Source organism: Allopseudospirillum japonicum (assembly GCF_900108915.1).
GTDB lineage: Bacteria > Pseudomonadota > Gammaproteobacteria > Pseudomonadales > Halomonadaceae > Pseudospirillum > Pseudospirillum japonicum.
In genome coordinates this window covers 245,001-266,200 of the sequence record NZ_FNYH01000002.1, presented here as the reverse complement: position 1 = coordinate 266,200, position 21,200 = coordinate 245,001, and the positions used below count along the sequence as shown (strand labels likewise).

The 21,200-nt window shown below is 45.2% G+C and carries 23 protein-coding genes; 18 read left to right on the top strand and 5 right to left on the bottom strand.

Annotated features, from left to right (window positions below; genetic code table 11):
• Window positions 1–7 precede the first annotated feature (7 nt).
• The 7 genes from BMX05_RS03540 (at window position 8) to metW (ending at window position 7,337) form a co-directional block, all read left to right on the top strand.
• Window positions 8–1,639, top strand: a complete 1,632-nt coding sequence (locus tag BMX05_RS03540; protein ID WP_177166771.1) for a methyl-accepting chemotaxis protein — start codon at window positions 8–10, stop codon at window positions 1,637–1,639.
• Window positions 1,636–2,445, top strand: coding sequence for a hypothetical protein (locus tag BMX05_RS03535; protein ID WP_093308578.1), 810 nt, complete (start codon window positions 1,636–1,638; stop codon window positions 2,443–2,445). Before BMX05_RS03540 ends, BMX05_RS03535 begins: the two co-directional genes overlap by 4 nt.
• Window positions 2,446–2,535: 90 nt before the next feature.
• Window positions 2,536–4,539, top strand: coding sequence for an LTA synthase family protein (locus BMX05_RS03530; RefSeq protein ID WP_245710421.1), 2,004 nt, complete (start codon window positions 2,536–2,538; stop codon window positions 4,537–4,539).
• Window positions 4,540–4,569: 30 nt separating this feature from the next.
• Entirely contained in the window at window positions 4,570–5,166 is a 597-nt protein-coding gene (locus BMX05_RS03525; protein WP_093308577.1) for a YggT family protein, read from the top strand.
• Entirely contained in the window at window positions 5,167–5,502 is a 336-nt protein-coding gene (locus BMX05_RS03520) for a DUF167 family protein (RefSeq protein ID WP_093308576.1), read from the top strand.
• A gap of 14 nt (window positions 5,503–5,516) precedes the next feature.
• Entirely contained in the window at window positions 5,517–6,734 is a 1,218-nt protein-coding gene (metX, locus tag BMX05_RS03515) for a homoserine O-succinyltransferase MetX (protein ID WP_093308575.1), read from the top strand.
• Window positions 6,735–6,746: 12 nt separating this feature from the next.
• Window positions 6,747–7,337 (top strand): methionine biosynthesis protein MetW, encoded by a 591-nt coding sequence (metW, locus tag BMX05_RS03510; RefSeq protein ID WP_093308574.1) that lies wholly within the window; start codon window positions 6,747–6,749, stop codon window positions 7,335–7,337.
• Window positions 7,338–7,375: 38 nt separating this feature from the next.
• Here the strand turns inward: metW and BMX05_RS03505 are convergent, their stop codons facing one another.
• Window positions 7,376–7,627: a hypothetical protein gene (locus BMX05_RS03505; RefSeq protein ID WP_093308573.1), complete on the bottom strand. Its 252-nt coding sequence runs from the start codon at window positions 7,625–7,627 to the stop codon at window positions 7,376–7,378.
• Between the two features lie 430 nt (window positions 7,628–8,057).
• On the opposite strand from BMX05_RS03505, the gene BMX05_RS03500 reads away from it, so the two are divergent.
• Window positions 8,058–8,444: a phasin family protein gene (locus BMX05_RS03500; protein WP_177166770.1), complete on the top strand. Its 387-nt coding sequence runs from the start codon at window positions 8,058–8,060 to the stop codon at window positions 8,442–8,444.
• Window positions 8,445–8,553: 109 nt separating this feature from the next.
• On the opposite strand, the gene phaR is transcribed toward BMX05_RS03500, so the two are convergent.
• Window positions 8,554–9,096: a polyhydroxyalkanoate synthesis repressor PhaR gene (phaR, locus tag BMX05_RS03495; RefSeq protein WP_245710419.1), complete on the bottom strand. Its 543-nt coding sequence runs from the start codon at window positions 9,094–9,096 to the stop codon at window positions 8,554–8,556.
• 333 nt (window positions 9,097–9,429) lie between these two features.
• On the opposite strand from phaR, the gene BMX05_RS03490 reads away from it, so the two are divergent.
• Complete coding sequence (locus BMX05_RS03490; protein ID WP_093308571.1) at window positions 9,430–9,804, top strand: hypothetical protein; 375 nt, start codon at window positions 9,430–9,432, stop codon at window positions 9,802–9,804.
• A 52-nt stretch (window positions 9,805–9,856) separates the two neighbouring features.
• On the opposite strand, the gene BMX05_RS03485 is transcribed toward BMX05_RS03490, so the two are convergent.
• Window positions 9,857–11,002, bottom strand: coding sequence for a LysM peptidoglycan-binding domain-containing protein (locus BMX05_RS03485; protein ID WP_093308570.1), 1,146 nt, complete (start codon window positions 11,000–11,002; stop codon window positions 9,857–9,859).
• 180 nt (window positions 11,003–11,182) lie between these two features.
• Between BMX05_RS03485 and def the strand changes: the two genes are divergently transcribed.
• The 9 genes from def (at window position 11,183) to BMX05_RS03440 (ending at window position 19,786) form a co-directional block, all read left to right on the top strand.
• A complete protein-coding gene (gene def / locus BMX05_RS03480; RefSeq protein ID WP_093308569.1) occupies window positions 11,183–11,695 on the top strand; it encodes a peptide deformylase in 513 nt (170 codons plus the stop codon).
• Between the two features lie 104 nt (window positions 11,696–11,799).
• Window positions 11,800–12,789 carry a methionyl-tRNA formyltransferase gene (gene fmt / locus BMX05_RS03475; protein WP_093308568.1) on the top strand — a complete coding sequence of 330 codons (990 nt, stop codon included), beginning with the start codon at window positions 11,800–11,802 and terminating at the stop codon, window positions 12,787–12,789.
• On the top strand, window positions 12,786–14,096 hold the full coding sequence (gene rsmB / locus BMX05_RS03470; RefSeq protein ID WP_093308567.1) for a 16S rRNA (cytosine(967)-C(5))-methyltransferase RsmB: 1,311 nt from the start codon (window positions 12,786–12,788) through the stop codon (window positions 14,094–14,096). Before fmt ends, rsmB begins: the two co-directional genes overlap by 4 nt.
• A 91-nt stretch (window positions 14,097–14,187) precedes the next feature.
• Entirely contained in the window at window positions 14,188–15,066 is an 879-nt protein-coding gene (locus BMX05_RS03465) for an RNA-guided endonuclease InsQ/TnpB family protein (RefSeq protein WP_093308566.1), read from the top strand.
• Window positions 15,067–15,153: 87 nt separating this feature from the next.
• Complete coding sequence (trkA, locus tag BMX05_RS03460) at window positions 15,154–16,533, top strand: Trk system potassium transporter TrkA (protein WP_093308565.1); 1,380 nt, start codon at window positions 15,154–15,156, stop codon at window positions 16,531–16,533.
• A gap of 23 nt (window positions 16,534–16,556) precedes the next feature.
• Window positions 16,557–18,008 (top strand): TrkH family potassium uptake protein, encoded by a 1,452-nt coding sequence (locus tag BMX05_RS03455; RefSeq protein ID WP_093308564.1) that lies wholly within the window; start codon window positions 16,557–16,559, stop codon window positions 18,006–18,008.
• Window positions 18,009–18,048: 40 nt separating this feature from the next.
• Window positions 18,049–18,429 carry a DUF2628 domain-containing protein gene (locus tag BMX05_RS03450; RefSeq protein ID WP_093308563.1) on the top strand — a complete coding sequence of 127 codons (381 nt, stop codon included), beginning with the start codon at window positions 18,049–18,051 and terminating at the stop codon, window positions 18,427–18,429.
• 80 nt (window positions 18,430–18,509) lie between these two features.
• The gene (trxA, locus tag BMX05_RS03445) at window positions 18,510–19,358 is read left to right on the top strand and encodes a thioredoxin (protein WP_093308562.1); all 849 of its coding nucleotides are present in this window, start codon (window positions 18,510–18,512) and stop codon (window positions 19,356–19,358) included.
• Between the two features lie 14 nt (window positions 19,359–19,372).
• Window positions 19,373–19,786 carry a hypothetical protein gene (locus BMX05_RS03440; RefSeq protein ID WP_093308561.1) on the top strand — a complete coding sequence of 138 codons (414 nt, stop codon included), beginning with the start codon at window positions 19,373–19,375 and terminating at the stop codon, window positions 19,784–19,786.
• Here BMX05_RS03440 and BMX05_RS03435 read toward each other — a convergent pair.
• Together BMX05_RS03435 and BMX05_RS03430 are read right to left on the bottom strand one after the other, a co-directional pair.
• Complete coding sequence (locus tag BMX05_RS03435; RefSeq protein WP_093308560.1) at window positions 19,766–20,659, bottom strand: helix-turn-helix transcriptional regulator; 894 nt, start codon at window positions 20,657–20,659, stop codon at window positions 19,766–19,768. The two genes, BMX05_RS03440 and BMX05_RS03435, sit on opposite strands and share 21 nt — an antisense overlap.
• 122 nt (window positions 20,660–20,781) lie before the next feature.
• Window positions 20,782–21,171: a RidA family protein gene (locus BMX05_RS03430; RefSeq protein ID WP_093308559.1), complete on the bottom strand. Its 390-nt coding sequence runs from the start codon at window positions 21,169–21,171 to the stop codon at window positions 20,782–20,784.
• Between the last annotated feature and the right edge of the window lie 29 nt (window positions 21,172–21,200).

The following is a 21,200-nucleotide window of genomic DNA, read 5'->3' as shown; positions in this document are numbered from 1 at the left end:
GCCATCTATGTTAAAGCCACTCAATCAATGGCGTTTACAAACCAAACTCTTGCTAGCAAGCTTTTTTACTAGCAGTGTTTTTATCGGGGTCATTGGATTTTTAGTGTACCAACTACTCGCCACACAAAGAGACTATCAAAGCGTCATCGAGCATGAAGTGCAAGCGGTGACTCATTTGCAAGGAATGCTCGCCGATGGTCTCCTTGCGGGCATTGCGGTACGCAATAAAATTCTTAATCCTAGCCTCCCTCAAGCACGTCCTGTCACTGAAGCTGCGATAGGACGTATTAATCAAAGCCTTGCTGAGTTGCGTGTTTTATATCAAACCACAGGGCAAGCCCTCACATCTTTAGAAAAATTCACTCAAGCTTGGCAAAAAAATCAAGCGGATAAATTACAGGTGCTCCAGCTGATTGAAGCTGGGGATGATTTAGGTGCAAGGGCACATCTGGTACAAGTGGAGCATAAAGGCTGGTTTAAACTCAGGCAGCAATTACAGGCCTTGGTCGAACAACAAAAAAACCACTTTGCTGAACAAGAAGCGCGAGTGCAAGCCCATATTGAACGTGAATTTTGGTGGACTTTAGGGTTCACCCTCGCCGGTATCTTGATTGGTGGATTGCTGATGTACACCCTGGTCAAACGCATTGCTCAAGGCATCAGACAAGCGATGCTTGCAATGCAACAAATTGCCAGTGGGGAAGCAGATTTACAACATCGTTTACCTGTGGCTTGTTATGACGAGGTAGGATATTTGGCCTTAGCTTTCAATGCTTTTATTGAAAATTTACAAGAGTTGGTGCATCAAGTACAAGAAACAGGCCATCAACTCAGTGTCCAAGCCGATCGCGTGGCTCAACGCACCCAGATTTCTTCCAAACGGATTAACCAACAAAAACAGCAAACAGATCAAGTGGCTGTCGCCATGAATCAAATGGCGGTTACTGTACAGCATGTCGCCGAACATGCCGCAGATGCTGCCAATGCCGGCCATGATGCGGATGATCAGGCAATTTGTGGTCAACATGAAGTTGAGCAAACTGTAATTACCTTACAACAACTCCTTGCCAGCATAGGCGCTAGCGCACAGGCGATTGAGCATTTAAACCAAGACAGCCAAAGAATCACCAAAGTGTTAGAAGTGATTCAAGAAGTTGCTGAACAAACCAACTTATTAGCCTTAAATGCCGCAATTGAGGCTGCCCGAGCTGGTGAACATGGCCGTGGGTTTGCTGTCGTTGCCGATGAGGTGCGCGCACTCGCTGCACGTACTCATACAAGTACCCAAGAAATTCAAACTATTGTCGATGCTTGGTTGGAACAAACATCTCAAGCTGTACAGGCGATGCAACAAAGCCAACACCAGTCACAAACCGTTTCAACACAAGCCCAAGAAGCGCGCCAAGCCTTACAACATATTCATATTTCGGTTGAGCGTATTCGCGCTATGAGCGATCAAATTGCTTCTGCATCCGAACAACAATCACAAGTTGCCGAAGCGATTAATCAGCACCTTACCTCGATTGATAATTTGGCTAGCGAAAGTGATCAAGCGGCTCAAGAAGCCTACGCCGCCAGCCAACAAATGCACCAACTTGCTCAACGTTTGCATACCCTGATGGGACGTTTCCACGCATGAAACTTTATTTATATCTCAAGCCGACGCAACTTGAGGTTTTACGTCAGGCTTGTTTACCTTTTACCCCAATTGCACAGCGCCCAGATCCTTTCGAATGGAATCGCGCCTGCATTGAAAAAAAACCTGAATTTCGACCGATTAGTGATGAGGAATTTCATCAAGAACTCAAGCGCCAATATCAAGCCTTACCAGAGGCCATGCGTGCGTTAGTCAAATTTGACTATTTCTGTAAGCAATGTGCTCAAAAGCGTCCACAAATCGAAGCCGGTATGCGTAAACAAAGCCAACCGAAAGCCAAGGTGCTACCTGATACCAGCAAGTATCACACTTTAGCACGTTGCCAATTTTTTAAGCGCGTGACCAATCCTTTGCTCTGGGATAAATATGCGCATCAATATTCAGGGCTTGTCTTAGAGTTTGAGGGGCGACACCCTTACTTTAGTGCGAGCAAAAACCAGTGGCTAACCCCTGTAACTTATGGAAAAGAACGTCCAAGCGCGCAAAAACAAGGGCACTTATTTCCAGGGTTATCGCATGCCCCTTTGGAGTATGCTGCTGAGGAAGAAATTCGGCTGATTCGTCCACAAGCACAGGCCAAGCAGCAAGAGGATAAAACCGGTCTCTGTTGGTATCCTTTTCCCCCGCAAGCCTTACTGAGTGTCACCGTCGGTTTACAAATGCCTCCGGCTGCCTTAACTCAAGTCAGGCGCTTGCTAGAATATGATATGCGTTACAAAGGCAAAGCGTTACGCCGTCTGTTGTTAGATCCAGATGAATATAAACTCCATACACGCGCTACCTTGTAGGCCTTTAGGCATCAAGGTTTCAACTTGCACCCTGTATAGACTTGCGTTAGCTTGAGGCAGGTTTTTGTTTGCTCTAGAGGCTTTGTTGATATGCAATCGCGCCGTCACCCTGCGATAGGTTATTCTCTTGATACTCCCCGTGCCCACATGCCTTGGTGGCGCTTTAGCGTCTTGGGGCCTTTTGCTCCTGTGGCAGCGTTTTTCCTGCTAGCTTTAGTCCTTTTATCTTGTATGCGTCTAGGCTTAGTCATTTGGCAATGGCCCAGAGTCGACGCAGTCGATGGATTAGGCTTTGTCTTATTACAAGGGATCAGGGTTGATCTTATTTTATTATGTTATTTGGCTTTGATTCCTACTTTGCTTAGTCCTTTTTTTTACTTAAATCGCAACTTACAAAGCCTAGGTAATTATCTATTCGCTGGATGGTTTAGCCTCGCTCTCGTAGTGATTGTTTTCTTAGAACTAGCGACCCCTTCTTTTATAGAGCAATATGATGCTCGTCCTGATCGCTTGTTTGTAGAGTATCTTAACTATCCACATGAAGTCTTTGCGACCTTGTGGGAAGCCTATCGGCTGACTTTAATCAGTACCTTGCTTCTCTCTTGTGCGCTGGCTGTGTTCGTGTACCGTTTTTTTAGCCAATACCGGAAGATCAACAATACCTGGCATCCCTTAATTGGCCTTTGCATGCTGGTATTGATTCTCCCTATTATGGTGTTAGGGGCACGCTCCAGCCTACAGCACAGACCGGCAAACCCGAGTTTGTTTGCTTTTTCTACCGATAACTTAGTCAATAAACTGGTATTAAATTCAACGTATTCTGTGCTTTATGCGCTTTACTCCTTGAAAGATGAAGCGACCTCCAGTGAAATTTATGGCCAGATGGCAACCGAAGAAATGCTCACTCGGGTACGTCAAACCAGTTTATTACCCCTCACAGCCTTTCAGCATCCAGCGCTACCCACCCTGCATGAACAAAGCCCAAGTTATTTGCGTGAACGTCCTTTAAATCTGGTGATCATTTTAGAGGAGAGCTTAGGGGCCGGTTTTGTCGCGCCTTTAGGGGGAGAAGCCATCACGCCCAATCTCGCGCGTTTAGCACAGCAAGGCTTTTGGATGCAGCGTATGTACGCGACAGGGACACGCTCCGTACGCGGGATTGAGGCGGTCGTTAGTGGTTTTTTACCCACGCCTGCCCGTAGTGTGGTCAAGCTTTCTGGATCGCAGCACGGCTTTTTTACCCTAGCGGATTTACTCAATCAACAAGGCTACCACACAGAATTTATCTATGGTGGCGAGTCTCATTTTGATAATATGCGCGGCTTCTTTTTGGGTAATGGGTTTCAAAAGGTTATTGATCAAAAAGATTATCAAGCGCCAAACTTTGTTGGCTCTTGGGGGGTTTCCGACGAGGATTTAATGGCGAAAGCCCATACGCGTTTTAGTGAACTGCATGCGCAGGGCCAAGCCTTCTTTGGTTTAGTGTTTTCATCATCCAATCATTCACCTTTTGAGTATCCAGAAGGGCGCATTCAAGCAACAGAACCTAAACAAAGTGTTGAAAACGCCGTACGTTATGCTGATTATGCGTTGGGAGAATTTTTTAAAGCCGCACAACAAAGTGCTTATTGGCAAGATACCCTCTTTTTAGTGGTCGCAGACCATGATACACGCGTGTATGGCAGTGATTTAGTCCCCATTGATAAATTTCATATTCCGGCCTTAATTTTAGGTGCTGATATTCCGGCGGAAGTCTACGCAGGCGTTGCCAGCCAAATTGATTTAGCACCAACACTTTTATCTATGATGGGGATAGAAGCCCAGCATCCTATGCTTGGCAGAGACCTGACACGTACACCGCTAGATCAAGGGCGGGCTTTGATGCAGTTTCAAGATATTTATGCGTATATGCACCAAGATCAAGTGGTCGTCTTGCAACAAGGACAAACGCCCAAATATTTTATGTATCAAGCAGCACAAAAAAGCCTACAACCGAGTGAGCTTGCTTGGCCAGATTTAGCACGCACTGCTTTGGCGCATGCGCTAGTGCCTGCTTGGCTATATCAAGAAAAATTATACCGTCTACCCGAATAATCATGGCAATCACATTGGAGAAATCTCATCATGCCCGTAAATCCTGCTGCCGGCGTAGGTATTTTGCTTGTGCAAACCCTATTCCATCTTGCGACCTTTATTCTCGTTTTGAGGTTCTTGCTGCACTTTTCTAATGCGGATTATTACAATCCCATTACTCAATCGTTAGTCAAGGTGACCAATCCTCTGGTACGTCCTTTACAAGGGATTTTACGCCCTATGGGACGCTTTGATTTGGCCACCTTGATTTTGGCCTTAGTCGTTAAATTAGTTGCTATGTTGATTTTACTGAGCATGGCAGGCTATGGCATGGCGCCTATCCCTAATATGCTCTTTGGTGCTTTAGGTGCCTTAGTGTCTGTGATTCTAGATATCTACTTTTTTGCCCTGATCATTTCTATCATCCTCAGCTGGATTGCTCCAAATGCCAATCATCCTGGTGCTTTATTAGTTTATCAACTGACAGAACCTGTCATGGCCCCGATTCGCCGTGTATTGCCTTCTCTTGGTGGCTTGGACTTATCGCCTATCTTCCTATTTTTAGGCATTAGTATCTTGGAAATGCTTTTAATCGGCACCCTAGTCCAACTTGCAGGTATGCCAGTGGCTATGGTGATGGGAGTCTAAATGCCTGCCACCAACCTAGAAAACTGGCAGGCACCTTTCGCGCATTGGGTACAGGGTGATTTAATTTTAGATTGCCACTTGCAGCCCAAAGCCAGTCGGGATGCTTTTGTAGGCCAGCATGGTACGCGTCTGAAAATCGCTATTAGCGCACCACCTGTGGACGGCAAGGCGAATGCTTATTTACAAAAATGGTTAGCCCAAGCCTTTGGGGTAACCAAAGCAGAAGTTCACCTCATCACAGGTGCCCAAGGACGACAAAAACGCCTTCGCATTCAAGCCCCAAATCGTATTCCTAGTGCCTTATGGGCACTGGGTGAGTGTTTATCTACATCTTAAGGAAATCCGCCCCCATGTCAGATCAAGCGACGCCCGTAGCTGCACAGGCAAGCACGGCCACACCGGAAGCCACTAGCCTTTTTGCACCCGACTCTGTTGGTTTAGTCAGTGCACGCAGTATGGAATTTATGACGCCTTTGATGTTGGCCTGTGGACGTGAGCTGGCTTCCTACACCCTAGTGTATGAAACCTACGGAAAGTTAAACGCAGATGCCAGCAATGCAGTATTAATTTGCCATGCACTTTCTGGTAATCATCATGCGGCAGGTTATTATGATGCACAAGAACGCAAACCTGGCTGGTGGGATGCCTATATAGGTCCAGGTAAGCCCATAGATACACGCCACTTTTTTGTGGTGTCTTTAAATAACCTCGGTGGTTGCCATGGTTCCACTGGCCCAAGTAGCATCAACCCAGAAACAGGTAAAACTTACGGGCCAGATTTCCCCGTGTTAACCGTTAAAGACTGGGTGAACAGCCAAGCACGTCTAGCTGATGCCTTGGGCATCCAGAAGTGGGCAGCTGTCATTGGCGGTAGCCTCGGCGGGATGCAAGTATTACAGTGGGCAATTAGCCAACCAGAGCGTTTGCGCCACGCCGTAGTCATTGCGAGTACACCACGCTTATCCGCGCAGAATATCGCTTTTAACGAGGTAGCACGTCAAGCCATTATGTCTGATCCACATTTTTATAATGGCCGCTACGCAGAACACCACACCTTACCCAGACATGGTCTACGTTTAGCACGGATGATCGGCCATATTACTTATCTTTCTGAACACTCGATGGGGCAAAAATTTGGCCGTGATTTGCGTATTGATAAGCTGAATTATGGCTTTGATGTCGAGTTCCAAGTCGAGTCTTATTTACGTTACCAAGGGGAAAGCTTCTCCGAGCGTTTTGACGCCAATACCTATTTATTAATGACCAAAGCCCTAGATTACTTTGATCCAGCCGCCGATTTTAATGACGATCTTGTCACTGCAGTCAGTCAAGCAACTTGTGATTTTATGGTGATTAGCTTTACCACAGATTGGCGTTTTGCTCCTGCACGCTCACAAGAGATTGTCAACGCCTTAGTCGCTGCGGGTAAGGCAGTCAGCTACGCCTGCATTGATTCGCCACATGGGCATGATGCTTTTTTAATTCCTAATCCACGCTATCAAGCGGTTTTTAGCGCCTATATGCACAAAGTCCATGCGCAAATTACCCAACCAACTCAAGACCACTAAGGAGGCTTGCTCATGCGTGCAGATTTAACCTTGATTGCTGATTGGATTGAGCCGCAAGCTCGTGTCTTGGATTTGGGTTGTGGGGAAGGAGAATTACTTGCTTATTTGCAACAAGCACGCCAGATTCACGGTTATGGCCTTGAAATTGACGCCGAAAAAATCACCACCTGTATTCGCCGCGGCGTCAATGTGATTGAGCAAGATTTGGATGATGGCCTAAATAATTTTCGTGATGCCAGTTATGATGTTGTCATCATGAGCCAAGCATTGCAGGCTTTACTGCGCCCAGATCAAATGCTAGATGAGATGCTGCGTGTTGGTCGTGAATGTATTGTCACTTTCCCTAATTTTGCTTGGTGGCGTTGTCGTTTACACTTGGCACTTAAAGGGCGTATGCCAGTATCACGCAGTTTACCGCATCAATGGTATAACACCCCGAATATCCACCTAACGACTTTTAAAGATTTTGAAGCTTTATGCACCCAAAAGTCCTTAAAAATCTTAGCGCGTGCCGTCGGTAATAGCGCACACCAAACACACTGGACGAGTCATTTATGGCCTAACTTCTTTGGCGAGGTCGCCATTTACCGCATTAGTCGTTAGAATTGAGATTCCCCGCCCTGAAGGACGGGGCTTTTCGCTTAGCTTTCTTCTGCAGGCACCATTAAAGCTGAATGCGCTGCGTCTTTCACCTTACGCGCATATTCTAGCAACTCTTTATCATGTGCCTGTACAGCCACTTGGGTTATAAAGTGCGCCACGGCATAAAGATCCATAGCAGAAGATTCCTCTGCAGGTATCTGCTCCTCCATCATCAACAAGTTGAGTCTATCCCCCAACTTACTAATAATGCTATTTCTAATATGCATATTAATGTGTATTTGACGGCTCATAGTGGCATCCTTGACCTAATTGAGGTTCTTACGTACACACGCAAATCACTAAGAAAAAATATCGGGTTTATGTGTAGGAATAAGACGTTTTTGTTTCAAATACTTGGTGATGTAGTAAGTTAAACTAATCGTCTTCATTATGGACAAGTCAGTAACTTTAGCTCAAGCAGTCTTTTGTTACACTTTGCATAGTCTAGGTAAAGCTTGCGACTCTAGTGTGTATTGCAACGCACAAAAAAATATTTGACGTCTTATTAGAGGCGGACTATATTGAGCTTACGTTCATTGTGCAGCGCAATATGAGCGTAACCTATACTGAGAAAGCCTAGGGCATAAGCCCATTAAATTCATTAAGGTGATGCCTCGACAACTTTTAAATAAAGCCACAAGTGAAGGCATCATTTTAGATAGATATCGATTGGAGAGAGCCATGTTCGATAAAATGTTTACTGATCTGCAAAGCTCAATGAAAACTTTTCAGCCTTTTCAAGACCTGCTTAACACAAACAATAAGCCTTTGCAGCCAGTAGCTGAGCTCATGGTATTGCAAGCACGTACAATTGAAAAACTTATTACGCAACAAGCACATTTTTATACTGAGTGCACAGAAGCGATGGCACAGCAAGTAAAAACTGTTGCCGAAATGAAAGATATTAGCAGCCTGCAAGAAGCCCAGTATACCTTCGTACAAGAGATGCAAGAGCGCGTTGGTAACTTGCTCAAGCAAAATCTCGACATTATGAACGAAGCCAAAGAATCTGCAACTTCTGAACTTGAGGCTGCAAAAACACGTGCGCAGGCATCTAAAGCTTCTTAAGCGTGATGCGCCCTCTCTAGATTCCTAGTTGTCCCGCATCTTTTGCCCAAGCACACTCCCTCTGCCAGGCAAAAGATCTTTTGGCCTAACCTTAAGGGTTAGGCCTTTTTTATGATTTTTTCTCACTATCCTCTGCTGGCGTTTGTAGCTCAGCATTTTGCGTCTCTTTATCTAAATCTAGCGGGCGTGCCTGCGAGAAAGATTTCCACAAAAATAAATTTTGCTCCGCAACCCGCCGCATCAGCTCCATAGGGTTGGTTTGCATGGGATTGACATGCATCACATTTTGCATTTGTTCACGCAAAATCTTCTGCTGTTCCATAAAAGCATTAATGCTTTGCTCTAAATAACCGCTCATGGTCTGCTGGGCACCATCACCATAAAAACGAATCAGCTGCTGTAATACCTTGTTACTAAACATAGGCGCACCAGGGCTAGATTTATTTTCTTGTTCAATGATGATTTGCAGCAAAATATTACGGGTTAAGTCTTCACCTGTACGTGAATCTTCTACTCGAAATGACTCTTTATGGGTGACAAGCTGTTTAATGTCTTCTAAAGTGACATAGCGACTTTCGGACGTGTCGTATAAACGGCGGTTGGCATATTTCCTAATAATACGCAAGGGAGTAACCTCTAAAGTCGTGAACAAACGAGCGTATATTCCTTGAATAAGTATTCAGGCATTTGATGACACAAATATCACAAGCCTTTTGACCTATTCAAATCCTTGACGCTTTGAATACTTTGATTGTAACCGCAAGCCTAGCCAAACCCCAAGCACTTGCATCTGATGAAAAACTTAGCGCAAGCCGTTGATCTGGCGAGTTTGTAAGATAAAGCGGGCAAAAACTTCGTGAAAATGTCATTTGGCCACACTAAGATAACCAAGGTATTTTAGTGGCCAAAGTGGTTGATCAATCGCTGCTAAATCATCAGCATCAAGGGGCGTAAGCAGGCTTGCTAACCCATGTGGAGACGAGAGATGTTTATTAAAGTTCGTAAAAACAGCCACATTTATATGCAGAACAATGATACAGGTAAAGACGCCATTGTGCCTGTCACCAGTCATTTTTATTTAAATTTACAGCAAGTCGCTGAATTATCGACTTATACTTTGAAAGAATCGAAAGAAAAATCTGCTTTAGATGGCAAAACCATTAGCATTCCTAAAAGCACCCGAGTTGTCCACCTGAAAATGTGTTACAACCATGGTTCTAATCGTCTTAATAACAAAGAAAACGCGCCCAAAAGCTCGCAATTTGTTAAAGCCTATTACACCTTATTTTTCTTACCTGACTCAAGCGAGTACGAACGTTTCCGTAGTGCACTAGATAAATTCACAGCGAACGCCGACTAAAAATAAAGGGTATGGCCAGTCATACCCTTGAGAGCCGGCCTACTGATTGATGTTATGGCGATGCAATATAATCGCCGACATCTAAAGGGCGTGTCGCCTGCATCACAATCGCGTAACTGACTTGTTCAAATACGCGAAAGACCATTAACACACCAGCACGACTAGGTGGCAAAGCGAGTAGCTCCCCTGTTTTGGGATCTTTTGCTTTGCCAATATTTTGTAAAATCAACAGCGTATCACCGGTTTCCAGCTGTGAGCTTTTCCCTTTATCAATCACCACGACACTATGACGACCAATTTGGCTTACCCCATCTAAAACATGAATAATTTGCCCTGTGACTTCTTGTGTTGGTGCTTTGGGCGTGAAAGAGGATAAAACATCCTGCTCATCACCAGGCAAAACGACATCAGAGGCACGGACTTCCAAACGACTACGATTCAAACGCAACGTGCTTAAAGGTTGAGCATAAGTTTCTAGCTGAGCACGCCCTAAATAAGAGGCCTCATGCCCGAGGATCTCTTGGGTTTTCAAATCTCGATACACAATCTCATGCCGATAGATGCCATAATTTTTTTGCTGCACATCTAAATCACCACGCACAAAAATGGCATCCCCAGCACCTGCAACGACTTTATTTTCCTCAACCCCGACTACATAAGCTGCTTGTTTCAACCGAGATGCATCAATCACACGGCTTTGACTTAAAAAACCACCTATCACCCGCAAAGGAATGGTGGGAATCGCTTCTTCTAGAGGAATTTCACGAATCTCTGGACTTAAACGCACCACCTCCTTTTGACCTGCTCGAGAAGCTGAAGCTTGCGCCGCGCCATTTTGCGAAGCGCGCACAACTTGAGGCACACCTTCCACCCGAATCAGGTGTAAAATATCGCCTGGGTAGATAAGGTGAGGATTGGCTAGCTGAGGATTGGCTTGCCAAAGTTGTGGCCATAACCAAGGGTCTTTTAAATAACGTGCGGCAATATCCCACAAGGTATCGCCACGACGCACCTGATAGATTTCAGGCGCTGTCTCTTGTAACGCTTGCGTCAGCTGTTCCTCGGGTGTACCTGTTGGCACCTTTGTCACTACAGGCATCTCTGGGATTTTGTTAACAGAGTCTGGTGAGGTGGCACAAGCGCTTAAGCTCAACGCCAACATACCCGCTAATAGGGGCTGATTTTTTAACAACAGCATAATCAAGGGGCCTTAATGATGGAGTCTTCATGGGTTATTGACCAGAATACCGCAAGCAGGCCGCGCCTGCAGATTTTTGCTAAACTAGCCGGTGTTTTTGTACTCTCAATGAATATCTAGCTAAGGTTTTCTACCTTTTTTGGATGTCATGGGTACTTTTTGTTTATTTAGGTAATGCATATGCCCTTACTCGAAATTCTCGAATATCCAGATCCACGCCTACGCACACGCGCCCAAGCGATTGCAGTGGAAGAGATTAACACCGAGCTGCAAGCTTTGATCGAATCCATGTTTGCAACCATGTATCATGCGCCTGGGATAGGGCTGGCAGCGACTCAGGTGAATGTACATAAGCGTTTGATTGTGATTGATGTTTCTGAAGATAAATCCGAGCCACTTGTATTAATCAATCCAGAATATCAGCCTTTGGATAACGAGCGTGAACTCATGTCCGAAGGGTGTTTATCTGTCCCTGAAATTCAAGCAGAGATCCCCCGCGCTCTAAAAATCCAAGTACAAGCGCTTGATGCTCAGGGCAAACCACAAAATTTTGTGGCTGATGGCTTGCTTGCGCACTGTATTCAGCATGAGTGTGACCACTTGGAGGGACGCTTATTTGTGGATTATTTATCACCATTAAAACAACAGCGGGTACGCAAAAAACTAGAAAAGCGTCAACGCGCTGCTTCCTAACCCTAATTGTGATCATCTTAGATGCAAGCTCAAGCAAGGCACTGCCCGCTTGAGCTTTGTTTTATCATGCGTTTTTTATAGGTTGATGAGGTAGAACGAGCCTTATGTCTTTACGTCTTGTCTTTGCGGGTACGCCCGAATTTGCTGCAACCCATTTACAGGCTTTATTGAGCCAAGATTACGTACCAGTGGCTGTATATACTCAGCCAGACCGCCCTGCAGGACGTGGACGCAAGCTGATGCCCAGCCCAGTGAAAAGCTGTGCTTTAGCGCATCAATGCCCAGTCTACCAACCCGAAAGCCTAAAAAACCCAGAGGCGCAAGCTGAGCTAGCGGCTTTAAAACCCGATTTACTGATTGTGGTAGCTTATGGGTTAATTTTGCCACAGGCGGTTTTAGATATTCCCACACTGGGCTGTATTAATGTACACGCTTCTTTGCTACCGCGTTGGCGTGGTGCCGCTCCAATTCAACGCGCCCTTATCGAAGGTGATACCACAACAGGTGTGACCCTAATGCAAATGCAGGCCGGTTTAGATACAGGCCCTATGCTGGTCAAACGCGAGTTACCCATTCAGGCACAAGATACCTCAGCCAGCTTGCACGATGCGCTTGCCGAACTGGGTGCGCAAACGCTTGTCGAGACCTTGCCCCACTTGGCTGCGCAAAGCCTAGTTGCAGAACATCAAGATGAAAGCCAAGTCACTTATGCCCATAAACTCACTAAGGCAGAAGCTCAGCTCGATTGGCGCTTACCTGCTAGTCAGTTAGCACGTTATGTACGTGGATACAATCCTTGGCCGATGGCTTGGACTTTACTCGCACAAGATCAAGCTAACCCAGCGGCTAGTCTTCGTATCTGGCAAGCAAGCGTACAAACCAATCCACATCCTCAAGCACCTCCCGGTAGTTTGGTTGCCCTAGATGAGCACGGCGTGACCATCGCATGCGCACAGGATGCATTACGCCTTGAAGTGATTCAATTTCCCGGCAAAAAAGCCCAAGCTTTTGCAAGCCTTGCGCCTAACTATGCGCAAAAATGGCCTCTTTTAGCGACTCGCTTTGCCTGCCCTGAGGAGGAAGCGATACAGTGAATATACGCACGCGTGCAGCACAAGCCCTCTGCCCAGTTTTGCAACAAAAAGCTTCTTTGACTCAACCACTGGCGCAAGCACAACAAGGCCTAAGTGCAGCAGATGCGGCCTTGGTGCAAGAAATTTGTTTTGGGGTCATGCGTTTTCTACCACGCTTGCAAGCGATGAGCCGCTTATTGCTTAAACAAGCATGGAAAAATAAGGATACCGACTTACACGCTTTATTGCTGGTGGGGATGTATCAACTCATCTATACACGGATTCCGGCCCATGCAGCCTTAAGTGAAACCGTCGAAGGTGCTCGCGAGCTCAATAAAACCTGGGCAACCAAGGTACTCAATGCTTGCTTAAGACGTGTCCAAGAAGAAGGCGCAAACCTAGTTGCACAGGCCAACCAAAAGCAAGAAGCGGCTTATGCACACCCAAGTTGGTTACTCAAAGCATGGAAAAAGTCCTTTGGTACCGATTGGCAAGCCATTGCTGAAGCCAATAACCAACGCCCGCCTTTTACCGTGCGTGTTAATACTCAGGCGATTAGTCGAGATGACTACCTAAAAACACTTGCAGACCAAGGCATCCAAGCTGAGCCAGCCCCTTATGCCACCACGGGTGTTTATTTTGCACAAGCGCTTAAGGTAGAAAATTTACCAGGTTTTGCCCAAGGCTGGGTCAGTGTACAAGATGAAGCTGCACAACTTGCTGCTGATCTATTGCAAGTCAAAGCCAAGATGCGGGTTTTGGATGCGTGTTGTGCGCCTGGTGGTAAAAGTATGCATTTGTTGCAGGCTTATCCCCAACTGGGTGAATTAGTTGCCCTCGATAAAGATCCGCAACGTTTGCAAGCCGTACAAACGAGCCTAGATCGTTTGCAACCACAGGCACCTTGCCAGCTCATCTGTGCGGATGCGGCACAACCTGATACTTGGTGGGATGGTCAGGCCTTTGATCGCATTTTGCTAGATGCTCCTTGTTCTGGGACTGGGGTCATTCGCCGTCATCCAGATATCAAACATCTACGCCGCCTTTCAGATATAGATGCTCTGGTTGCTATACAACAAAAACTCTTACAAAGTCTGTGGCCACTACTAACACCTAACGGCATCTTAGTTTATGCTACTTGCTCAACTTTAACGCGTGAGAACAAGGATGTGATGGCTAATTTCATCTATCAGCACCCAGATGCTGAAGTGATCAAGTTGGACACCTTTTCTTGGGGACAAGCATCAGGCATAGGGCGTCAGTTACTGCCGCAACCTCAAGGGCATGATGGCTTTTTCTATGCTTGCCTGAAAAAAGTAGCATCTTAACAGGCCCGTCTTACCTTAGCAAAAACCGCGTAAACCCTCGCCCAATCGGGCAGGGATATCAGCGGATAAATAATACTGGATTATTTACAGCATGATCAAAGCCACAAAAGTACGCATCTACCCGACACCCGAGCAGGCAGAACTTCTCAAACGCCAGTTCGGTGCTGTGCGCTTTGCGTATAACAAGGCTTTGCATATCATCAGCAGCCAGTACAAGCGTCATGGCACCAAGCTGAATGCAAAAAGGGACATGAAGCCCCTGCTGGCTGTTGCGAAGAAATCCCGCAAGTATCCCTGGCTCAAGGATTTTGATTCGATTGCACTTCAGCAAGCGTGCATCAACCTCGATAAAGCCTTCCAGAATTTCTTTGATCCCAAGTGCCCCGCCCGTTACCCCAAGTTCAAGCGCAAACATGGTAAGCAATCCAGCTATCACTGTATGAGTGTGAGTGCTAGAGAAAACTGGATCAAGGTGCCAAAAATGGAGCCGATCAAAGCGCGTCTTCAACTTGCTAAGGCGCATGAGCGGCTGAAAAACGCCCGTGCTGATTTTCAGCACAAGCTGTCTCGAACGATTGTTGACGAAAACCAAGCGGTGATTGTTGAGACACTAAAAGTCAAAAACCTGCTGAAAAACCGGAAGCTATCTAAGCACACCGCAGATGCCAGCTGGTCAGCTTTGATCCAGAAGTTGGAATATAAAGCCAAGGCGCAAGGCAAGTACCTGGTTAAAATCGACCCCTGGTTTGCCAGCTCTAAGACATGCTCTTGCTGTGGGCACAGGGTAGACACTCTGCCCTTGTCAGTACGCAAGTGGACATGCCCTGTTTGTACAGTAGCGCTTGACCGCGACGTTAACGCCGCGATCAATATCCGTCAGCAGGGCATGATTAAACTAAGGGCCGAAGGACTGTCGGTGCCTGCCAATGGAGGCTTGCGTCAATCCGGCCACGCGCCGGTTGCGGCCTGAAAAGTTGGAAGCCGCGCCTGTCAGGGCGGGGAGCAGTCACACATATCCTAAGCCTTTAAGATACTTAACGCTGAAGACTTTAATTTTATGAAAAAAATCATCATCTTGGGTGCTGGTCAGGTCGGAGGCACCCTCGCGGAACATCTTGCCAAAGAAGATAACGATATTACGATTGTTGATACTTCTGGCGAGCGCCTGCGTGAGTTACAAAACCGACTCGATATACGTACAGTCCAAGGGCGTGCCTCCTTTCCTGCGGTGCTGCGGCAAGCAGGCATCGAAGATGCTGATATTTTGGTGGCAGTGACTAACTCTGACGAAGTGAATATGGTGGCTTGTCAGGTTGCCCATTCTTTATTTAACACACCGACCAAAATTGCCCGCGTGCGTGCCACCGCTTACCTAACACGTAGCAAGGGGCTTTTTAGCGATGCTGCCATTCCTATTGATGTCACCATCAGTCCAGAACAAGTCGTCACTAACTATATTCGCCGTTTAGTCGAGTATCCAGGGGCGTTACAAGTCTTGGACTTTGCCGATGGGCGTGTGCAACTGGTGGCCGTACGTGCGTATTATGGTGGGCCTTTGGTCGGTCAAGAATTAGGCACCTTACGTCAACATATGCCGAATGTAGACACTCGGGTTGCGGCAGTTTATCGGCGAGATCGCGCCATGATTCCACACGGGGATACCGTGATCGAAGCCGACGATGAAGTCTTTTTTATTGCGGCACGTCACAATATCCGCGCGGTGATGAGTGAGTTACGTAAAGTAGACCATGATTATCGTTATATCATGATTGCCGGTGGAGGTAACATTGGTGAACGCTTAGCGGAATCTTTAGAACATCAATACCAAATCAAAATCATTGAATATGATTTCAAACGTTGTAAAGATCTTTCTGACAAGCTCAACCGCACCGTTGTCTTACATGGCTCAGCTACCAATAAGGCATTATTACAAGAAGAAAATATCGAAGATGTTGATTTATTTTGTGCGCTCACCAATGATGATGAAGTCAATATTATGTCTTCTATGCTGGCAAAACGCATGGGGGCAAGTAAGGTTATCACCTTAATTAATAATGCGGCTTATGTTGATCTGGTCCAAGGGCATGATATTGATATTGCCGTTTCCCCACAACAAGCCACTATTGGCAGCTTATTAACTCATGTACGCCACGGCGAAATCAAAAGTGTGCATTCTTTACGCAGAGGGGCTGCAGAAGCAATAGAAGTGGTTGCCTTAGGTGATGAACGCACATCGAAAATCGTTGGTCGCGCGATTGAAGACATTCCGCTTCCCAAAGGCACTACCATTGGCGCCATTGTACGTAATAACGAAGTGCACATTGCCCATGGGGATTTAGTGATCCAAGAAAAAGATCATATTATTTTGTTCCTTGTCGATAAAAGCCGGATTCGTGATGTTGAGCGCCTTATTGAAGCAGGCTTTGGCTATTTATAGCCTTATCTTAAGGGAGTTAGCTTGTGAGCATTAAATTAACGCTACGCATCCTTGGGATTTTGCTCATGGTGTTTAGCATTTCTATGTTACCACCTGTTGTTATTTCTTGGATTTATAGCGACGGTTCGCATACAGCCTTTTTATTAGCTTTTGCCTGTACTTTATTGGCGGGTTTTTTTCTTTGGTTACCCCATAGAAGCATTAAGCGTGAATTACGTACCCGAGATGGATACTTAATTACCGTTTTATTTTGGTCTGTTTTAGGCCTTTTCGGTGCCTTACCCCTGTATTTCTCTACCGAACCTCATCTTTCTTTTACCGATGCCTTATTTGAATCTATGTCAGGTTTATCCACCACAGGTGCGACTGTTATTACCGGCTTGGATTTATTACCTGAATCTATTTTGTGGTATCGCCAACAACTACAATGGTTTGGTGGTATGGGGATTATCGTCCTGGCAGTCGCTATTTTACCCATGTTAGGTATCGGCGGGATGCAACTATATCGCACAGAAATCCCAGGCCCTATGAAAGACGCCAAGCTGACCCCTAGGATTACTGAAACTGCTAAAACTCTTTGGTATATCTATCTTTTTCTTACCCTTGCTTGCTTCCTTGCTTACTGGTACGCGGGCATGAACTGGTTTGATGCTATGGGGCATAGCTTTTCTACTGTGGCCATTGGTGGCTTTTCCACCCATGATGCCAGCATAGGTTATTTTGATAGTGCTTTAATCGAAAGCATCGCAATTTTCTTTATGCTGGTGTCTTCGATCAACTATGCCATGCACTTTGTCGCTTGGCACGAACGCAGCTTCCGCCATTATACCCAAGATCCCGAAGTACGCTTTTTATTCTGGCTATTGGTGATTTCCTGCGTGGTTACTGTCACCATTTTAATTATCTCGCACACTACAGAAACCTATCAGGATGCCATTCGCCAAGGCGTGTTTGAGGTGGTTTCAGTGGCGACCACCACAGGTTTTGGAGTCGCAGATTTTAGCATCTGGCCGAGCGTTTTACCTTTTACCTTGTTTTTATTAGCTTTTGTCGGTGGCTGTGCGGGTTCAACGGCTGGCGGTATGAAGGTGATCCGTATTTACTTAATCATCAAGCAAGGGATTCGCGAAATGAAACGCCTCTTGCATCCCAATGGGGTTTTCCCAGTGAAAGTGGGTAATTACTCGATTCCAGATCAAATTGCGCAAGCTGTTTGGGGATTTTTCTCCGTTTATCTGATGATTTTCGTGGTGATGCTGATTGGTTTATTAGCCACCGGCCTAGATCAGGTCACCGCTTGGTCTGCAGTGGGTTCTTGCTTAAATAACTTGGGTCCAGGTTTAGGAGAAGTCGCAGCACATTATGGCAATATTCCCGATCCAGCTAAATGGATTTTAGTGATTGCTATGTTGTTAGGACGCCTAGAAATTTTTACCTTGCTCGTTTTATTTACGCCAATGTTTTGGCGGCGCTAAAGCGAACATCTTTTTCTTTTTTGTGTGGATGGTTGTGGTTATGCAAGTGTTTCGTGTTTATCACCATGAACGTAAAGGTTATTGTGCAATTCCTGTGACTTTTTCTTGGGCAGCTTTCGCAACAAGCTTTTTGTGGGCAGCTGCCAATGGACTTTGGGGAAAAGCAGGTATTTTATTCATTGCTTTTGCGGGGATGGGGGCCATGCTAGTGACCGCCGGACAGCTGAACTCACAAATGATGCTATTGGCGGTGGCTGCCGGCTTGGCCCTGGTGCCTTTATGGGCGGGAATGCAAGCCAATCATTGGTATTGCGAACGTCTAGAGAAACAAGGCTATAAATTAGTGAAAAAAATTAATGCTGAAAGTGCCCAATCCGCCATTCGTAGCGCCCAACCCAAGGAAGCAAGACGTAAGTCATAACACCCTAGGCTTGATTTTTATTACCAAAACCGCCATTTAAGTTAGCATCTTGCGGACTTACCCAAACAGGAACCCTCACTATGTCTGATGCGCCTTATATTATTGATGTAACTGCTGATAATTTTATGCAGGTGATGCAAGCTTCCATGCAAACCCCTGTAGTGCTCGATTTCTGGGCTGAATGGTGCAGTCCTTGTAAAGCCTTGATGCCTGTACTGACAAAACTCGCCGATGAATTTCAAGGCGCTTTTATTCTGGCAAAGGTCAATATTGATGAAAATCAGCAACTTGCTGCACAAGCCCAAGTACGCTCCGTGCCAACTGTTTTACTTGTGCACGAGGGCCAAGTGGTGGATCAATTTAATGGCGCCTTACCAGAAAGCAAAATCCGTGAATTTTTAAAGCCTTATTTACCAGAAGATCCCAGTGATCAAATCCGTGAGCAAGTTGCAGCTTTCGTTGCCGCTGGTGAATTAGATCAAGCACAACATTTATTAAATCAAGCCATGCTGCAATGGCCAGAAGAAATTCACTGGTCTATCGATTTAGCACGTTTATTAATCCAACGCGGGCAAGCCCAAGATGCGCGTGCTATTTTAGATCAGCTGTCTGATGCAGATAAGATGAATCCAGAGGTGAAAGGCTTGTTTGCGCGTATGCGTTTTAGTGATCAAGCACCGACTTTGGAAGAAATCCAAGCTTTGGGTGAGCGCCAAGATGCCGAAGCTTTATACAAAAAAGCCATGTTTGCTTTATTGCAGGGTGAAGAAGAAACCGCTTTACAACATCTACTACAAGTGATGCGTGAAGATGCGAGTTATAATAATGGCATAGCTCACAAAACCTTGTTGGATGTTTTTAATATGCTCGGTGATAAACACCCACTGACCCTCAACTATCGACGTAAGCTTTTCACACTTTTATACTAATTGAGACTTTCGCCATGCGCCCGCTTCTTATTTTTTTGATGAATTACGAAGTTTTTAATACGCGCGTATGGCGATTTAATGCCGTGCTTCTTAATCTAGGGCTTGGCACTTTATTAGTTGCCATGTCAACCAATTGGATCTCTCTTTTTGGCTATTTATTGATAGCCAACTTCCTTGTTTATCTACAAGCACTTGTATTACTACCTAGATTATCTCTGATTCGTTTAATTTTTAGCTTATACTTAGGTGCCCTTATTTTTTTACTGGTTGTCAGTATTCATCTTAGCTTACCAACACCCACAAGTGATAGACTTACAGATATTTTAAAATTTTGGTGGGTGTTACATTGGGCAAGTTTTAGCTTATGGGCATCTTTAATTTTGTGTAATATCTTAATATATCCTTGGTTACGTACAAGAAGCACTTAAATAGGCTTGCAACTCTTGCTTCAACTGGATTCCTAACCACTCAGGGGTGATAATATTAATATTAGGCAGCCAATAGCGAATCAAAGGCAATATTTGGTTTACATGACTAATTTGTGAGCTTAAAATTAGTCCCCCATCACTACACTCTTTTACAATCTCTTGGTATGGAAGCAAGTCTCGGCGCTTAAAATAATAAGCAATGTTAGCATTCACATTAACAATCACTTCTGTTTTTTTCTCGCTAAACCAGATCCCATCTTCTTTTTCTATCCTTTTTTGAATGGCTTGCTCTGGAACAAACGTTTCCTCTAATGCATAAAACAAGCTAATCCGGCTTAAATTAAAGGCTTTTAGCACTTGATTTTCTGTTGCAGCCAAATACCAAATACCACAATTATTCACTACACGATAAGGTTCTACTTTGCGTTGCTTGCCTTTATATTCGAAACAGCAGCGCTTGTTATTTTGAATTAAAGGATCAAGATGATTGACTAAATCTGGGCGTGGTAGCTTCTCATAATGGCCGCCTTTAATTAAGTAACTGCTACTGGTGAGAGTATCAAGTAAAGCTAACAAAAAAGATTTATCTTGTTTAGGAAATAAACCATCTAAACCCATAAATTGGGCAAAGCGTTGCAAATCTTGCGTAGATAAACGACCACGATACGGTGTTGTCAGCCGATAACGTCCTTCACCAATATGTTCAACAACACCTGCAAGACGCTCATGTAAATCTCGATATAAGGTACGATCACTGACATTAAATTCTTGAGCTAATGCTTGCCGAGAAATCGATTCGCTTTCATTTAATAAACACAGGATACTACTTAAACGTAAGGCTAAGGTTTCATGCGATTTTTCCGTTTTATGCATCTTGATATCCTTTATAGATCAGCTAAAACCCAAGTATAACTTAATGCTTTGACAGGCTGTGTCAGCAACAACATAAAAAAGCCCTGCAAATGCAGGGCTTTTTAGTTTGGCTTAGTGGGTGATTAGTCTCCAATCACCATGACCGCCTCGGCTTCAAACTGTGCCGCTTTTGGCAAAGCAGATACTTGTACCGCCGCACGCGCGGGATAAGGTGCCGTAAAAAATTCTGCCATGACCTCATTGACCGTAGCAAAGTTTGCTAAATCTGTTAGGTACAAATTAACTTTAACAATATCTTTTAAACTACCACCAGCTGCTTCACAAACTGCTTGTAAGTTAGTAAATACTTGTACAGCCTGTGCACGAAAATCCTCACTCACTAATGCCATTGTCTTTGGATCAAGTGGAATTTGCCCAGATAAATACACTGTATTGCCCACTTTCACCGCTTGTGAATAAGTACCTATGGCTGCAGGCGCTGCTTCTGTGTTAATAACCGCACGATTGCTCATTCATAGTTTCCTTTCAGTTCAAAACTCTT